Below are 15788 nucleotides of genomic sequence, written 5' to 3'. Positions count from 1 at the left end.
CTGCTCTCCGTATCATCGCGTGTGATCGAATTGTTCGCTGCCGACATTCGGTACGTCATCGACGAAACTTGCACGATAAGGCACCACTAGGAACGCTTCCTGCAAATCCGGGTCGCTGTAGGACATCAATCGATCTACCTCGTCAATGGTATTTTGTAGAAAGTCTGCCTGATTGGATTCCTCGACTGAAATCTCCTGTTGCAATCTAGTGACAGCGTCAAACATTGAAGCGATTATCGCATCTACGGTGTCGCCTTGGATCGAGAAATAGGTCTTTTGAATTTCGTCAGGCAGCTCGACACCACCGGCATAAGCGACAGCCGCATCGCCTACACCCTTAGTAGCTGCGGCAAGCGCAACTATGGTTCCTATCACGCCTGCCGGTGGCGTTGCTACGATTGCGGCGATCCCGACGATCGCACCGAATACTTGCAAGGCGAGCGTCGCCGCCTTGGCCGGATCGACTTCGTCGCCTTCCCCCATGTAACTTCCGAAATTGGCGCGGATCGTATTAGTAAGAACAGATTCGGTTTCGCTTAGTATCGCGAGTAGGCTTTCCCTGGAACCCTCTACCAGGTTCCAGTGCCCTTTGACTGCCACAGCCAGTTCCTGGATCAGCTGCTTCTGCAGTGGAATATGGTACTGAAGCTTTGATGCGAAACGTTCGCGATAAGTATTTGGGAAGGTACCGATCCATCCTTCGTTGAGATCGCCAGCCAGCTTCACCGTACGGTTCTCCACGTACGTTGTGGCGTCGGGGCCGAGCGCTTTGGAGGCTTTGTCGAGTTGGCTCAGGACCGCGTTGTAGTCGGATATGTCACCGAAAGCGAGCTCTTCGAATCGTTGCGGGATGTAGTCGAACTCAGTTCCGTAGTTCTCCGTGCTGCCGGGAAGGTACTCGTCGAGTGTTCCATTGAGATTTTGGTTTGGAAACTCGGAACGAGTGTGCTGCCAGAAACTCGCACCGGTGTCGCCGAACTGCGAGACCTCCTCAGCCGTTACGTACATCGGCATGGGAGCTAGGGAAAGTACCTCCAATGCTCTCAGGTCGTTCGCCCGTTCTCGCACACTTCGCGCCATCGCGACGATGTCCTCGACAGTAGCCATCAGCTCTCCTCCTTGCCCTTGACACTGACGAGGTCACTTTCCTCGATATCGGCCCCATCCTCGTAGATTTCCTCGTCAGAAGGTGTCTCGTTCGGGGATGGAACCTCGTCGGTGTTGATTTCCGGCGGAGGAGCTCCCATGCCCGAATCTTCCCACTCGGAATCTCCGTGTTCGTAGACCTTCATAAGATCATCGGTGTCCAACTTTTCACTTGTGGTGAGGTCCGCGTCGTAATAGGCCTCCGCCGCCTTCACTACCGCAGTGCCCGCGTCCGCCAAGTTCACCGTTGTATCATGCAGGACCTGTTGTGTCCTAGCGTATAGTTCGAGCCATTTTGCATACGAGACACTTTTGGAGTTGGGTGTCGGGCTGGCAGGTGTAAGGAATAGTTGTGGGCGAAGGTATTCGACTGCATCGAGTTCGATTGCGGCTGCGTGATGCAGGTGTGCAAGGTCAGGCAAGTGATATTTGCCGATTTGAATCATCTGGGCGACATCGACGCTGAGTTGGTTGGGAGAGTTCATAAGTGGTCTACCTTCCAAAGTTCTGCTTCGCCGCGTTATACAGCTGGAGGGTTGCTTGATGCCGAAGTGCGAAGAGAAGACGTATACCCATTTGAAGTTCGCGTGTTAGGTCGGCACCTGAAATCGCCAAGGTGCCAGGCTTCGACGTTACGACGAAGTCTGAAACCCCGAGCCAATCAATAGTTATACGGCCTGTTGGGGATACTGCGGTAACTTCAAGGCCTTCGATGAGGGTGTACTTCGCATTGTCGCTCTGTGACCTTACGTCATTCTTTCTGGAGGAAGGCGGCGATGTTTCCCACATCTGAATTGCGACGTCCCTCAATACGGACTCCAAGTGCTGATCGAAGTTCTCTTCGCTGTAGGAGTCGTTGATGTCACTTTCGATATCGATGGCTACGGTGTTCGCTGATATCGTCAGTCGTATACGGCCGTCGGGAGAGCAAGCGCTGAATTCCCGGTTCTGGATGAATGACTGTACGGTGCTCATTCCGTTAGGGGTCCCCGTTGAACTTCCGTTGGAGTGGTTGGCATTACGGTCTGGTGTTCTTTGGCTTGAGGTCGGGAATATGGCTATCGCGGAGGTACCGGTGCTTGAAACTCAGAGGAATCGAGGGCTGTCCTGCGTCGACCACGGTGCACCACCACGGTGATGGCGATGGTGCCGGCGAGGATGATGGCGGCGGCCAGGGTGATGGGGAGCCACAGGACGGACATTCCGGTGTCGCCGTCGAGGGCGGCGTCGCTGGAGTCGCTGGGCGGGGTTGGTGTGGCGTCGCCGTCGGGGTTGCCGGGGGGCGAGATGTCGTCGCCCTGCTGGTCAAGTGGAAGGCGGTCTGCCGACGGCGAGTTGATCGAGGTGTACTCATCTTCGTAGGCCACGTCCTCGGTGAGGGCCGCGAGTGGGTTGACTATTCCCCAGCCGTACTCGACGTCATAGCCTTCCGGCCCCTTGTCGTCCACGGTTTCGAGGAGACGTGCGATCCACGTCGTGTAATCGAGGTCGGGATATGCGGATCTGATCAGTGCCAGTGTTCCGGCTACGATGGGCGCGCTGAACGAGGTGCCGTTGACGACGTCGTATTCGCCGCCGGGCAGGGCGATGGGGATGTCGACGGCGGGAGCGGAAAGACCGTAGCGGGGTTGAGGTGCAGCTCCGGACAAGTCCAGGCCGCGGTCCCAGAATTCCCCGTCGATAGTCGTGCCAGACACCGGGATAGCTCCAGACTGGCCGCCGGGATCATTCGTTCCGGAGACTTCATGTTCTCCGAGGCCCCAGTCTTGGAATCGGTTTCCCGCTGCGCCTACCACGGGAACCCCATGGTCGGTCGCATATTGGATGGCGGAGCCACCGCTACCGCCTGCGGAGGTGGAGATGACGTCAACACCTTGATCCACCAACCACTCGATTGCGGGTTCCATTAGATGTGGGTCGCTCGTCTTAGCGCCGGGTTCGAAGATGTTCACCGAGATGATCTTGGCCTTGGGGGCGATCCCGAGCACGCCGTTGGCGTCGTCATTGCCGACTAGGACCGAGGAGACGGCGGTTCCGTGTCCGTACTCGTCTTCGAGTCCGTCACCTGGCGCGTTCTCGGCCAGGCTGGTTCCCGATATGACCTGTCCCTCCAGGTCGGGGTGGTTCGGGTCGACGCCGGTGTCGATCACACCGATCGTCACACCCGCGCCCTGCGACAGTTCGTGTGCGTCATGGATGCCGAGGGCGTCCAGATACCACTGCCCGTCCCGGATCTCGTCGGCCTGTGCCGTGCCCGGCAGCAGCGCCACCAGCACGGCGGCCACCGCCACGGTGGCGGCCACACGCAACCGCATTCCTACTCCAACCGTCTGAGGGATTCGCCGGTGGCCAGGCTAGCCCGGCCACCGGCGGCAGCGGGTCACCAGCCGTGATCGGGTGCGCTGGTCCGGTTCTTGAAGGCGACCGGTCCCGCCGTGTGCGGTGTCTCGGTCGGCTCCTCCACGCCAGGGCTGCCGGTCACCGTGCCGGGCCCCGGATCGTGGACGACCTCGGGGCGTGGCCGCCGGGCGCCCAGCACACCGGAGACCACCTGGGTCTCGGTCTGCCAGTAGGCGTCCTCGGCCTTCACCGGGGCGAGCTTGGTGGGCTCGGCGTCGGGCAGTTGTGCCCGGTGGCTGATGCCGTTGCCGATCACCGCCCGGTTGACCTCGTCACCACCCATCCTGAGCTTCTTACGACGGGCGCGGCGCTGTTCGAGTCGGCGTTCCCGGTCGCTCTCGGCGGCGGCCAGTGACCGCGCCCCGATCACCAGTCCGACCGTCTCGATCGGCGGCGGCACCACCGGTGTGCGGCTGAACTTCTCCTCGCCGTCCTTCTCGTTCCGCCTCGCCTTGCTTCCCAACACCGAACGGGTGTAGCCCTGGCCGGTCCGATCGGCGCGGGTGCGCCGCGTCTTGGCCGGATCCTCGTTCCGGCCGGACTTACCGCCGCGTGTCCCGATGACCGGCGGCTGTACCCGCCGGGTAGGTGTACCGGTCGGTTTCGCCTGGGGCGCCGACTGCTTCCCGGTGGGGCGTTGCCCGATCACCTGGTTCGCGGACCTGACCGAGTTGCGCCGGTCGACCGGGGCCATCTGGGACTTGACCGGACCATTCCGGCCGGTGGCGCCGGTGCGGGGTGTGGCGTTCGGAGACGTCCGCCCGGTGGGTCCCGTCCGAGGTGGAGGGGTACCAGTGCGCGGCGACACCGGAGTCCGCTGCTGCGGCAGCCCCGGGGTGCGGGGCGCGTGCGGGCCGTTCGGCTTCACCGAGTTCGGGCCGCTCGTCGGGGAAGGGGGCTTCAAGGCCGGCGGTGTCGGCGACTTCGCCAGTGGCGGCATTCCGCCGGGCGGCAGACCCGGAGGTCCGGTCGGCGCGAACGGCGTCTGCGCCACCGGTGTCGTCGGGCCGGTATGGATCGGAAGGCCCGGCGTCACCGGTGCTGGGCCACCGCCCTGCAGGCTGGGGCCGGTCGCGACCAGCGCGGGAGCCTGCGAGGCGAAGCTGCCGTAGTCGAGTGGGGTCGGACCCTCGTAGCCGGGATCGTCCCAGCTTGGTGGTGGCTCCACCGGCTTGTACTCCGGTACCGGCCGGGTGATGTCCCGGGACTGTTCCTCGGCGTAGAGCGCCGCCGAGTTCATGATCTCTCGGACCGCGCGGTCGAAGGGTTGCCGGGCGGCGTTCTCGTCGAACTCGGTGGGCGCGCCGATCAACAGCTCGTTGGCCAGTGTCTCGGCGAAGCCGGCCGGGGAGACCACCATCGCCTGGCCGAACTGCTTCGCTTCCTGCCATTCGTCGTACTTGGTCTTCACCGCGTCATAGGCACGCTGCGTGTTCCCCGCGACATTCGCCCACGCGGCCGCCTTGCGTTCGGCGTGGACCTTCGCCTCCCGGATGACCATGAGGGTCCGCTCGATGGTGCTGCGGTAGGGCTGTGACGACTCGGAGGTCCACATCCCCTTGATCGTCTGGTAGTTGGCGTCGATGGCGTCGTACTCGGTCTGGAACACCGCCGCCGCGTTCGCCCAGCCCTGGGCTTGGTTCTCCATGTCGGGGATGGAGTCGTTCTTGATCATGTCCATGATCTCGTCGATGGTGTAGCCGTCGTATTCGCCCATGACTACACCTCCGATCCGGTGCTCGGATCGGTCGACGGAGGGCCGTAGATGGCGGCGTCGATGGCGGTGACGTCGGCGCCGTTGAGGACGTCCCGGTCACCGAACTGCGTGACGATCGCATTGGTGATCAGGCCGAGGTTCTCAATACCCCTTTGTACATTTTCTATCAGATCCGTCATCGCTGCCATCTGCTCGGTGTGAGAGACACCGAGCGCATGCAGGGTCGTCTGCCGGGGGTCGTTGCCGAGTGGCATACCCGAATCGTACTTACCGTCCGGATCCTTCAGCAGTTCCACGATCCCCGGTGTGGCCGTGCCCAGGTTCGTCGCCGTGGCGAGTAGTTGCGTGCCGAAGCCGCCGACGGAGTCGACGTCGATCTCGACCGGCTGATAGTCGATGTCGGGCTCTGGGGGCCGATGGTGTGCCGTGCCGGGCGCCTGCCCGGTCCCCCAATAAGTGTTCTCGCCCATGGGCTCCCGTTGTCCTCCAGTGCGACCGGGGCCGTTCTGTAACCGGCCCCCGTGTATCAGTAACCATACTGAGCACACACGACAGACGCAACCCGGCCGGTTACTGACGGTGTGAGGTGGCGGTTAAATCTCACGCTGTGTCACCGCCGTTTCATGATCAACATGCGGAACGGCCGGTTCCGTGTCACAGAAAGTTATCGGAAAAAGTTGCGGCACTATGGACGGTTGGCGGCGAACCGCTCCAGCCAGGCGAGCTGCGCCGGGTCGAGCGAACCACCGACGGCGCCGCGGGCGGTGTCGATGTGGCGCGCGGTGACCACGGCGGCGTCGATGGATTCGCGCATTGCGGTCAACGCGGCCTCCCGGATGAGCGCGGTGCAGTCCGCGGCGGAGAATCCGTCGAGTTCCTCGGCCAGGGCGGCGAGGTCGACGTCGTCGCCGAGCGGCACGGTCCGGCTCGCGGCGCGCAGGATTGCGGCCCGGGCGGTGGCGTCGGGTGGCGGTACGTAGACGAGGCGTTCGAGCCGCCCGGGCCGCAACAGCGCCGGGTCGATCATGTCGGGTCGGTTGGTGGCGCCGACGACCACGACGTTGCGCAGTGACTCGATGCCGTCGAGTTCGGTGAGGAGCGCGGCCACGACCCGGTCGGAGGTGCCGCCGCTGCTGTCCTGTCCGCGTACCGGCGCGAGGGCGTCGAGTTCGTCGAAGAAGACGAGGGTGGGTGCGGCCTGCCGGGCGCGCCGGAACAGGTCGCGGACACCGGATTCGGATTCGCCGACCCATTTGCTGAGTAGTTCGGCGCCCTTCACCGAGAGCACATTGGACTTGCCGCTGCCGGCGATCGCCTTGACCAGGAACGTCTTTCCGCAGCCGGGCGGCCCGTAAAGCAGGACGCCGCGTGGCGCCTCGATGCCGAGCCGGGTGAACGAGTCGGGGTAGGCCAGTGGCCAGAGCACGGATTCGGTGAGGACCTGTTTGACCTCCGCCATGTCGCCGACGTCGTCGAGGGTGATGCGGGCGAGTTCCAGTGTGGAGTCGGCCATGCTGCTGGGTCGTACGGTCGCCAGCGCGGTGGTGAAGTCCTCGGCCTGCAGGGTGCGGTCGCCGCCGTCCTTGGCGCGCATGGCGGCCCGTACTCCGGCTTCCCGGACGAGGGTGAGCAGGTCGGCGGCGACGTATCCGGGTGCCCGGGCGGCGATGTCGTCGAGTCGTACGGTGTCGGCCAGTCGCATGCCGCGGGTGAAGGCGGTGAGCAGTTCGATCCGTTCGGCGGTGTCGGGCATGGGGACGGTGATCTCGTGTTCGAGCAGACCCGGTTGCCGCAGGAGTGGTGACACCTCTTCCGGGTTGCCGGTGGTGCATACGACGGCGTGGCCGGCGGCGAGGAGTTCCCGTACGGTGCGCCGGAAGACCGTCGACAGTGGTGTGTTGGTGTCGCGGGGTGCCAGCGCCTCGACTCCGGTGACCAGCAGTACGGCGGGGTGGTGGAGCCGGGATGCCGCGTCGCGCAGCCGGTCGGCGGCGTCGTTGGCGGTGAGGGCGGCGAGTTCGGGCGCCCACAGGTGTTCCAGTCGTGCGCCGACGTCGGCCGCCACGGATCGCGCCATGGTGGTCTTGCCGCTGCCGGTGGGGCCGGTGACCAGGATGCCGAGGCTCATGTCGGTGCCGACGCTGTCGAGGATCTCTCGGTGGTGGAAGCCGAGGTCGAGCAGTTCGCGGAGGTTCTCGGCGGGCTCGCGCAGTCCGGCGAGGTCGGAGACGGGGAGGACGGTGTCGTCCTGGTCGCCGTGGTCGTCGCTGACGGTGGGCACGAGGCGCAGGTCGGGGCGTTGCGCGGGGGCGGCGGTGGTGCCGCCGCGTCGCCAGCCGACCCGGGTGTCGGAGGTGATCATGACGGGTCCGGCGGGCTCGCTGTCGACGATGGACAGTAGGACGGTGGTCCAGCCCATGCCGACCGTGTTGGAGAGGCTGCGGCGGGCGGCGGCGACGGTGTCGCGTTCGGCGCCGCCGATGTCGAGCGGCAGGAGTGACACGTCGTCGCCTTCGGTGACGACCTTGCTGAGCAGCGCGAGCCGCAGTGTCTCGGCGGTGACGGCGGCGCTGACCTCGACGGGGCCGGCGACGGTGACGCGGCGGGCGGCGCGCAGTCGTGCGGGTTGCACGGTGACGGGGTCGCCGTCGCGGAGGGCGAGGTTGCCGAGGGTGAGGTCGTCGGCGTGGACGGCGCCGCGACCGGCGTGGGCTTCGGCGGCCAGCGCGATGCACGTGGTGGTGCGTTGCCCGTGTAGCCGTACGGGGTCGCCGGGTTGCAGGCCGAGGGCGGTGAGCACCTCGGGGTGGAGCCTGACGATGCCGCGCCGCGCGTCGAGGGCGGCGGGGCGTAGGGCTACGGCGAGGTCCAGTGATCGCTGCGAGGTCACGGCTGAAGCCTAGAGGTTGGCGTCGCGCCGCCTACGTGGTGAGCGGTGGTCGGGTCGGGTGGGCCACCGGGCGCCGGAGTCACCGCGTACCGGCGAGTACGCGGTGACTCGGACGCGTTATTCGGGTGACGTGAGGGGCATCTCGTATTCGGTGCGGTCGTCCTCCTTGAGGGTGGCCATGACGGCGCCCGCGGCGGCGAGGTCGCGCCAGACTTCGCCGAGCCACGACTCGGCGTCGCCCTGGTTGGTGTGCTCAGGGTGCTCGGCGTCGACCGGTGCGCCGCTCGCGTCGGTGAAGTGCCAGGTCCAACTCATGGCGTAACCCTAGTGGACTGGGGGGCGGCCTCCTACCGGGCGTTCAGCACCACGAGGAGTACGGCGGCGTACTGGCAGATCCAGGCGGCGATGGTGAAGGAGTGGAACACCTCGTGGAAGCCGAACCACCGGGGTGACGGGTCGGGGCGTTTGAGGCCGTATACGACGCCGCCGATGCTGTAGAGGATGCCGCCGGCGAATACGAGGATGACGGCGGCGACGCCGACTCCGGCGACGAACTGCGGTATGAAGAACACCGCCACCCAGCCGAGCCCGATGTAGAGGGATGTGTAGAGCCACCGGGGTGCCGACATCCACACCGCGCGGAACACGACGCCGGCGACGGCGCCGATCCAGATGATGAGCAGGACGGCGAGCCGGGAGGCGCCGTCGAGGGCGATGACGGCGAAGGGCGTGTACGTCCCGGCGATGATCAGGTAGATGTTGGCGTGGTCGATGCGCCGCAGTACTTCGTCGGCGCGGGGTGTGTGGGTGCGGCGGTGGTAGTAGCCGGATGTGCCGAACAGTAGGGCGGAGGTGACGGCGTAGATGCCCGCGGACACCGCGGCGGCCGGGTGGGGCGCCAGCAGCACCAGGACGACTCCGGCGACGAGGGACGCCGGGAACACCGCGGTGTGCAGCCAGCCGCGCAGGCGGGGTTTGACGAGTTCCTCGATGGCCTGGGACATGGTGCCTCCTTCCGGCTTCGCCAACTTACGCCATCGTAGGTTACTACTCGGTACAGTGCGGCGGGGATCACAGCGCCGAGCCCGTTTCGCCTCGGATCCGACCGACTCGGCGCTCGCCGGTCGCGTTGTCGTACGGGCCCCGTTCCAGCGGTCGTTTCTCCGGTGTGGTCTCGCCGCCACTCGGGATTCACCGGCCGTTCGTGGCTCGATCGGGCGGCCGGGTGGGCAACCGGTCCGACCCCGGGTGACACCGATCGTCGGGGAGCGGTGTCGAACGGTGCCCTTCTCCCCGCGAATCGGCCGGCATCGCGCGCCGCAGGTCCGGAATAGCCCGTCCGCCACGTCCGGCGAAGCCGTGGGCGCGTGTACCGGAGGTCGACGAGAAGCGGGTGAGGATATGGACAAGCAGACCGGGATCGGTTTCGGAACCCTGATCGTGGCGGGCGGAATCGCGTTGTGCTGCCTGGGCGGCGTCGTGAACGCGTGCACACCGGAGGGAGGCGTCGGGCCTGTCGACGCCTCGGTGACGCCGTCGCCGGACCAGACCGGGAGGCCGCCCCGGACATCGGACACGTCCTCCACGGAGGCATCCGAGTCGTCGCCACCGCGTGACGACCCCGCGGAATCCGGCCCGGCCGACGACGACCGGGATCCGGACCCCGATCCGGAGCCGGAGCCGGAACCGAGCGACCACCGGGAACCCGATCCAGAGCCGAGCGAAGAGCCCGACGACGGGGACGCCCCGTACTACGAGAACTGCGCGGCGGTGCGCGCCGCCGGTGCGGCACCGTTGTACGCGGGGGATCCGGGTTACCGGCCGGGACTCGACCGAGACAAGGACGGCGTCGCGTGTGAGTGAGGTGTGCCGGTTCGGTGGGGACGGGTAGCACTGGAGTCGGCGCCGGTCCCCGATATGGGCGAATTCCGTGCCCCTGCCGATGCACCGGACGACCATGGACCCGACTCGGCCCCACACACGCGGACGGACCGTCCGGCCGTTCGGCGAGGCGATCGGTAGGTGAGAGGACATGGCGGTACGCGCCAGGAACCGGCACGGAATCGGCGTCGTCGTCGCCGCCCTCGTCATGAGCGGCCTCGGCGGCTGCGCGGGTGGGGACGGTCAGACTCCATATCCGGTGGAGACCTCGGCGGCGCCCACCGACCCGGCGCCCGGCCCCGACGAGTCGTCGTTGAGCGCCCCTCCGTCCGAGGACCAACCGGACGAGCGCCGGCCGCCGTCCCCGGAATCGGAGTCACCCGACGACCCGGAGTCCGAGGAGACCGGTCCGACCGAGGACGGCGACGTCTACTACGAGAACTGCGCCGAGGTTCGCGAGGACGACGCGGCGCCGTTGTTCCCCGAGGATCCCGGTTTCCGGAAGGAGCTGGACCGCGACGACGACGGTGTGGCCTGTGAGCCCGACGAGGAGTCGCCCGAGCCCGACGAGGAGTCGAGCGAGCCCGGTACCGAGTCGAGTGAGCCCGAGCCGGATGCCGAGTCGAGCGACGAGGAATGACGCCATCCGACGGTGCGGCCGGTGATCACGGTGACCCGGGCGGTGAGCCCGCCCGCCGCGCCGGGAGCCTGAGGCACCACAAGGACGGCGTCGGGTGTGAGTGAGGTGTGCCGGTTCGGGGGAGCCGGTAGGACATCGTGGACGGATAGGTTCACGGAATGTATCCGGCGGTGCGGAACCTGACCCTGCTACCCGGGCGCACGCCCGTGGTACTGGACTGCGACGGTCTCCACCTCCGCGTCCGCCGCCCGGTCCGGCCGGGCGCGCCCGACCTCACCACCTCGTTGCTGTACTTCCTGCTGGATTGGTGGGCCTTGTTGATCACGGTGGCGTGGCTCGTCGGTTTTCTGCTCGTCGCCTGGCATCCGAGGCTGAGGAGACGGCTCAAGGCCCGATGGCGGCGCGCCGGTCGGGGGGCCGAAACCGTGACGCCGTTGCCGCCGCTGCTGCCGGTCCGGGAGATCACCGGGATCGAGGTCCGGGTGGGTGAGGCGGTGACCGAGGTCCTGGTGCGGCATCCGGATGTGGGGACGATCCGGTTGGCGGGCATGGGCGATCTCGCCGACCGTGTTTCGGGACTGTTCGACGGCGGGCCGCGGCCGGTGATCACGGTGACCCGGGTGGTGGGGCCGCCTGTCGCGCCGGGAGCCTGAGACACCGCTGAGGCGTGACCGGGCGCGAAGGGGCCCGCCGCGTAGGTTGTGGAGCATGCGTGTGTGGCTGCGCCGGAGACGGCGCTGGGTGACGTTCGGTGTCGTGATCGCGGTGGTGGCCGCGGCGGCGGGCGCGTGGTGGTGGTACACCGAGCCGCCCCCTCACACCACTGAGGACCTTCGGATCGAGGTCGGCACCGACGAGCCGGCGGAGTTGGACGCCCGGCTGTACGTGCCGGATTCGGTTCCGGCGCCGGCGGTGTTGCTGGCGCACGGCTTCGGGGGCACGAAGGAGTCGGTGACGGAGTCGGCGGAGCGCCTGGCGGGCCGGGGCTACGTGGTGCTGACGTGGACGGCGCGCGGGTTCGGGGCGTCGGGTGGGTTGATCCACCTGAACGCTCCCGCCTACGAGGTCGCCGACGCGTCGGAGCTGCTGGACTACCTGGCGGACCGGGACGAGGTCGAACGGGACGGCGACGGCGATCCACGGGTGGCCGCCGTCGGCGGTTCCTACGGTGGCGCGTTGTCGTTGCTGCTGGCCGGATACGACGACCGGGTGGACGCGATCGTCCCGCAGATCACCTGGCACAGCCTCGCCGAGTCGCTGTTCCCGAACCACGCCGACCCGGCGGGCACGGCCGACGACGGGCGGGGCGAGGGTGTGGCGGACACCGGGACGCCGCCCGGTCACGACGGCGTGTTCAAGCGGGCGTGGGCGGGACTGTTCTACGCGACCGGCCTGGCGGGCGCGGGTCCGCCCGGTGTCTCCGCGCAGGGGGCGCCGGCGTTGCCGCCCGCGTGCGGCCGGTGGGCACCCGACGTGTGCGCGGTGTACCAGGAGATCGCGGCCTCCGGCCGGTTGACGCCGCAGGCGAGGGAGTTGCTGGACGCGTCGAGTCCCGCGTCGGTGCTGAGTCACATCGAGGCGCCGACGTTGTTGATCCAGGGGCAGGCCGACACCTTGTTCGACCTGGGGCAGGCGGAGGCCAACGCGGAGGGCATCATCAACGCGCCGGTGAAGGTCGCCTGGTACGCGGGTGGCCACGACGCCGCCGGGACCGCGTCCGATCAGGAACGCATCGACGCGTTGACGGTGCGGTGGCTCGACTTCCACCTCAAGGGGGAGGGCGACGATCCCGGTGACGACTTCACGTACAGCCGGATCGGCGGTGTGACGTCGAGCCGGTCGGACCTGGCGACGGTGGGCCTGACGCGAGACTCCTATCCGGGGTTGGCGGGAACCGAGTCGCCGTTGTCGGTGCGGGTGGAGCAGCCGGTGACGGCGACGATCGCCAGCCCGCCCGACGGCACTCCGGCCGCGTTGTCGTCGCTGCCGTCGTTGGGACAGTTGGCCACTTTCGCCGGTGCGGGCTTCGGCGGCGACATTCCCGGTCAGTTCGCGGCCGTGGAGACCGAGTCCTTCGACGACGCCGTGGACATCGTGGGCGCCCCGTCGGTGTCGTTGCGGGCGGCGTCGCCGACGGGTGAGGCCGTACTGTTCGTCAAACTGTACGATGTGGACTCCAGTGGTCGTGCGACGCTCCCCAACGGACTGATCGCACCCGTGCGGCTGACGGGCCTGCCCACCGACATCGCGGACGCGGAACCGGTCACCGTGACCCTGCCGGGGATCGTGCACCGGCTGGAACCGGGTCACCACCTGCGGATCGTGGTGGCCACCGCCGACCAGTCGTACGCCGGCCCGGTCGAGCCGGTCGAGTACACGATCGCCATGCCCGACCGGGTGACCCTGCCGCAGACGACCTCGACGCCGCTTCCCTCACAGGACGGCGCGTGGCAGGTCGCCCTGGTGGTGCTGCTGATCGCCCTGCCGGTGGGGGCGGCCGGGGCGTGGCTGGTGGCGCGGATACGGCACCGTCGCCGGGACCGCAGCGTGGACCCCGACACCGCCGACGTGCCACTCGTGGTGCGCGGCCTGCGGAAGGTGTACGCGGACGGGTTCGCGGCGGTCAACGGCGTCGACTACCGGGTCGAGCGGGGACAGGTCGTGGGGCTGCTCGGTCCCAACGGCGCCGGCAAGACCACGAGCCTGCGGGTCCTCATGGGACTGTTGCAGCCGTCCGACGGCGAGATCCGGGTGTTCGGTCACCGGGTGACGCCGGGCGCACCGGTGCTGTCCCGGCTGGGGGCGCTGGTGGAGGGACCGGGGCTGCTCCCGCATCTGTCCGGGATGGACAATCTGCGGTTGTTCTGGCGCGCCACGGGCCGGCCGGAGTCGGAGGCGCGCCTGGACGAGGTGGTCCGGATCGCCGACCTGGGCGAGCGGATCCACCGGAAGGTGCGCACCTACTCGCACGGCATGAAGCAGCGGATCGCGATCGCGCAGGCGATGCTCGGGATGCCGGAGCTGCTGGTCCTCGACGAACCGACCGACGGTCTCGACCCGCCGCAGATCGCCGAGATGCGCCGGGTGCTGCACGACTACGCCTCCGACGGCCGCGCCGTGCTGGTGTCGTCGCATCTGCTCGCCGAGGTGGAGCAGACCTGCAGTCACGTGGTCGTGATGAGTCGCGGCCGTGTCGTCGGCACCGGTGAGGTCAAGGACGTCATCGGCTCCGGCGGCAGGTTGGAAGACGCGTTCCTGGAACTGGTGGAGTAGACGATGAGCACTGTGGTGGCACCCGACGGCGCCGCGCCCGGATACCGCGCGCACGCCACGTTGACGTTCGGCACGGAGTTCCGGCGCCAACTGACCCGGCGCCGCACCCAGGTGACCCTGGCGCTGCTGGCGTTGCTCCCGGTCGTGTTGTACCTGGCGTTCACCATCGGCGGCGACCAGGTCGGCGGCGATGACGACGACAGCGGGAACGCGTTCGCGCTGGCCGACTTCGGGACCTTCGGGGCGGCGAACTTCACCCTGTTCGCGTTGCTGGTGTCGTCGAGTTTCCTGCTGGTCGTGGTGGTGGCGCTGTTCTGCGGTGACACGGTCGCGGGCGAGGCCGGTTGGGGCAGTCTGCGGTACCTGTTGGCGGTGCCGGTGCCCCGCGGCCGCCTGTTGGCGGTGAAGTTCGCCGTCGGCGTGGCGTTCTCGGCGTTGGCGATGCTGTTGTTGACGGGCATGAGTCTCCTGGTGGGTTTCCTCGCGTACGGCTGGGAGCCGTTGCGGGCACCGCTGGGCGGCGAGATGGCCGCCGACGAGGCGGTGTGGCGGGTGCTGGGCGTCGCCGGGTACCTGGGGGTGACGTTGCTGGTGGTGGCCGGGCTGGCGCTGGTGTTGTCGGTGTCGACGGACGCGCCGCTGGCGGCGGTCGGCGGGGCGGTGCTGCTGCACATCGTGTCCAACATCCTCAACGCCGTGACGGCGCTGGGTGACCTGCGGGACGTGCTGCCGACCAGGTACGCGCAGGCCTGGCTGGGCCTGTTGTCGCAGCCGGCGCAGTACGACGAGATGGTGCGCGGGATCGTGGTGTCGCTGCTGTACGCGGCGCTGTTCACGGTGCTGGCGTTCGTGCGGTTCCAACGCAAGGACGTCACCTCGTGACGTGTCGGCGGGTCCTCGACGCGGCGCCGGGGGTTTCCGCCGGGCCGGTTGTGGGCCCGTCGGGGGCCTGGCAGTATCGGTAGCGGGTGCGGCGGCCGCCGAGTGGGTGACCGGCCGTGCCGTCGAGTCGATGCCCGCACCGCGGAGGGACGAAGGTGACTGACCGGTCCGAGCAGCCTCGGGGGCTGGGTGAGCCCGTGGCGGGCATGCCGCGGATGACGCCACCGGAACCGCGTATCGGGCCGACCGCCGGTTACGTCCTGCCACCTCCGCCGCCGGAGCCGCCCCGATTCTCCCGGAGGCCCTGGTTCATGCTGGCGGGCCTGGGGCTGGCCGTGGTGGCGGCGTTGGTGACGGGGCTGGTGTTGATCGGTGGTGAGGCGTCGGCGCCCCCGTCGGCGTCGGACGGCCGGATCGGGGAGGCGTGCGTCCCCCCTTCGGCTCCCGTGGAGGTGGATCCGCTGGTGGCGGAGGACTTCTACCGCCACGACCCGTGGACGTACAGCGGCGACGCCTCGGAGTCGGCGGAACGCCTCGGTGTGTGGAACCACACCGACTGCTGCGACATCGGCCTGTCGTCGAGCCAGGGCGCGTTGAACGACCTGGGCTGCGGTTACGGGATCGAGGCGGCGTACCGGTCGCAGGACGGCCACACCGGTATCGCCCAGTTGATCCTGGCGTTCGGCAGTGACATCGCCGCCTTCGAGGCGGAGGCCATCGACTTCATGAGCTACCGCATGGCACCCGACAGCGGCATCTACGAGACCGACATGGAGATATACGCGTATTCGCAGGCGATCGGACAGTACCTGGTGGTGACGATCGGGGCGATCGACTCGACGGACCCGGCGGTGGTGGACCGGGGCAAGCGCACACTGGGGGCGTTCCACGAGGACTTCACCACCGCGCTCCTGCTCGGTTGAAGATCGTCATGTGTGAATCCTTCGACGGTGTGGCGG

At 67.7% G+C, this 15788-nt stretch carries 15 protein-coding genes; 6 read left to right on the top strand and 9 right to left on the bottom strand.

Going from position 1 to position 15788, the window contains the following annotated elements; genetic code table 11:
- Positions 1-12: 12 nt before the first annotated feature.
- From LX16_RS20205 to trhA, 9 genes are all read right to left on the bottom strand, one after another.
- Positions 13-1107, bottom strand: coding sequence for a hypothetical protein (locus LX16_RS20205; RefSeq protein ID WP_147141521.1), 1095 nt, complete (start codon positions 1105-1107; stop codon positions 13-15).
- Positions 1107-1631: a hypothetical protein gene (locus tag LX16_RS20200; protein WP_147141518.1), complete on the bottom strand. Its 525-nt coding sequence runs from the start codon at positions 1629-1631 to the stop codon at positions 1107-1109. Before LX16_RS20200 ends, LX16_RS20205 begins: the two co-directional genes overlap by 1 nt.
- A gap of 7 nt (positions 1632-1638) precedes the next feature.
- The gene (locus LX16_RS20195) at positions 1639-2121 is read right to left on the bottom strand and encodes a hypothetical protein (protein ID WP_147141515.1); all 483 of its coding nucleotides are present in this window, start codon (positions 2119-2121) and stop codon (positions 1639-1641) included.
- Positions 2122-2204: 83 nt separating this feature from the next.
- A complete protein-coding gene (locus LX16_RS20190; protein ID WP_147141512.1) occupies positions 2205-3461 on the bottom strand; it encodes a S8 family serine peptidase in 1257 nt (418 codons plus the stop codon).
- 65 nt (positions 3462-3526) lie between these two features.
- Positions 3527-5263: a hypothetical protein gene (locus tag LX16_RS20185; protein WP_147141509.1), complete on the bottom strand. Its 1737-nt coding sequence runs from the start codon at positions 5261-5263 to the stop codon at positions 3527-3529.
- Between the two features lie 2 nt (positions 5264-5265).
- Positions 5266-5733 carry a hypothetical protein gene (locus tag LX16_RS20180; RefSeq protein ID WP_147141508.1) on the bottom strand — a complete coding sequence of 156 codons (468 nt, stop codon included), beginning with the start codon at positions 5731-5733 and terminating at the stop codon, positions 5266-5268.
- 215 nt (positions 5734-5948) lie between these two features.
- The gene (locus tag LX16_RS20175) at positions 5949-8153 is read right to left on the bottom strand and encodes an AAA family ATPase (RefSeq protein ID WP_211354643.1); all 2205 of its coding nucleotides are present in this window, start codon (positions 8151-8153) and stop codon (positions 5949-5951) included.
- A 117-nt stretch (positions 8154-8270) separates the two neighbouring features.
- Complete coding sequence (locus tag LX16_RS20170; RefSeq protein WP_147141505.1) at positions 8271-8468, bottom strand: hypothetical protein; 198 nt, start codon at positions 8466-8468, stop codon at positions 8271-8273.
- A 32-nt stretch (positions 8469-8500) separates the two neighbouring features.
- Positions 8501-9157 (bottom strand): PAQR family membrane homeostasis protein TrhA, encoded by a 657-nt coding sequence (gene trhA, locus LX16_RS20165; protein WP_147141502.1) that lies wholly within the window; start codon positions 9155-9157, stop codon positions 8501-8503.
- A gap of 397 nt (positions 9158-9554) precedes the next feature.
- Here trhA and LX16_RS27240 point away from each other — a divergent pair, with 397 nt between their 5' ends.
- From LX16_RS27240 to LX16_RS20135, 6 genes are all read left to right on the top strand, one after another.
- On the top strand, positions 9555-10016 hold the full coding sequence (locus LX16_RS27240; protein ID WP_211354642.1) for an excalibur calcium-binding domain-containing protein: 462 nt from the start codon (positions 9555-9557) through the stop codon (positions 10014-10016).
- 169 nt (positions 10017-10185) lie between these two features.
- The gene (locus LX16_RS20155; RefSeq protein ID WP_147141499.1) at positions 10186-10674 is read left to right on the top strand and encodes an excalibur calcium-binding domain-containing protein; all 489 of its coding nucleotides are present in this window, start codon (positions 10186-10188) and stop codon (positions 10672-10674) included.
- Between the two features lie 158 nt (positions 10675-10832).
- Complete coding sequence (locus LX16_RS20150; protein WP_147141497.1) at positions 10833-11327, top strand: hypothetical protein; 495 nt, start codon at positions 10833-10835, stop codon at positions 11325-11327.
- 55 nt (positions 11328-11382) lie between these two features.
- Positions 11383-13947 (top strand): alpha/beta fold hydrolase, encoded by a 2565-nt coding sequence (locus tag LX16_RS20145; protein ID WP_147141493.1) that lies wholly within the window; start codon positions 11383-11385, stop codon positions 13945-13947.
- Between the two features lie 3 nt (positions 13948-13950).
- The gene (locus LX16_RS20140; protein WP_147141490.1) at positions 13951-14829 is read left to right on the top strand and encodes an ABC transporter permease; all 879 of its coding nucleotides are present in this window, start codon (positions 13951-13953) and stop codon (positions 14827-14829) included.
- A gap of 155 nt (positions 14830-14984) precedes the next feature.
- A complete protein-coding gene (locus LX16_RS20135; RefSeq protein ID WP_147141488.1) occupies positions 14985-15752 on the top strand; it encodes a hypothetical protein in 768 nt (255 codons plus the stop codon).
- Positions 15753-15788 lie beyond the last annotated feature (36 nt).

Source organism: Stackebrandtia albiflava, assembly GCF_007994225.1.
In the GTDB taxonomy this organism is placed as follows: domain Bacteria; phylum Actinomycetota; class Actinomycetes; order Mycobacteriales; family Micromonosporaceae; genus Stackebrandtia; species Stackebrandtia albiflava.
This window is presented reverse-complemented; position numbering and strand designations above follow the sequence as displayed.

What these genes read in the sequence shown, in the direction of transcription:
- LX16_RS20205 (WP_147141521.1), bottom strand. Translation starts at nt 1,107, where the DNA reads ATGGCTACTGTCGAGGACATCGTCGCGATGGCGCGAAGTGTGCGAGAA.
- LX16_RS20200 (WP_147141518.1), bottom strand. Translation starts at nt 1,631, where the DNA reads ATGAACTCTCCCAACCAACTCAGCGTCGATGTCGCCCAGATGATTCAA.
- LX16_RS20195 (WP_147141515.1), bottom strand. Translation starts at nt 2,121, where the DNA reads ATGAGCACCGTACAGTCATTCATCCAGAACCGGGAATTCAGCGCTTGC.
- LX16_RS20190 (WP_147141512.1), bottom strand. Translation starts at nt 3,461, where the DNA reads ATGCGGTTGCGTGTGGCCGCCACCGTGGCGGTGGCCGCCGTGCTGGTG.
- LX16_RS20185 (WP_147141509.1), bottom strand. Translation starts at nt 5,263, where the DNA reads ATGGGCGAATACGACGGCTACACCATCGACGAGATCATGGACATGATC.
- LX16_RS20180 (WP_147141508.1), bottom strand. Translation starts at nt 5,733, where the DNA reads ATGGGCGAGAACACTTATTGGGGGACCGGGCAGGCGCCCGGCACGGCA.
- LX16_RS20170 (WP_147141505.1), bottom strand. Translation starts at nt 8,468, where the DNA reads ATGAGTTGGACCTGGCACTTCACCGACGCGAGCGGCGCACCGGTCGAC.
- trhA (WP_147141502.1), bottom strand. Translation starts at nt 9,157, where the DNA reads ATGTCCCAGGCCATCGAGGAACTCGTCAAACCCCGCCTGCGCGGCTGG.
- LX16_RS27240 (WP_211354642.1), top strand. Translation starts at nt 9,555, where the DNA reads ATGGACAAGCAGACCGGGATCGGTTTCGGAACCCTGATCGTGGCGGGC.
- LX16_RS20155 (WP_147141499.1), top strand. Translation starts at nt 10,186, where the DNA reads ATGGCGGTACGCGCCAGGAACCGGCACGGAATCGGCGTCGTCGTCGCC.
- LX16_RS20150 (WP_147141497.1), top strand. Translation starts at nt 10,833, where the DNA reads ATGTATCCGGCGGTGCGGAACCTGACCCTGCTACCCGGGCGCACGCCC.
- LX16_RS20145 (WP_147141493.1), top strand. Translation starts at nt 11,383, where the DNA reads ATGCGTGTGTGGCTGCGCCGGAGACGGCGCTGGGTGACGTTCGGTGTC.
- LX16_RS20140 (WP_147141490.1), top strand. Translation starts at nt 13,951, where the DNA reads ATGAGCACTGTGGTGGCACCCGACGGCGCCGCGCCCGGATACCGCGCG.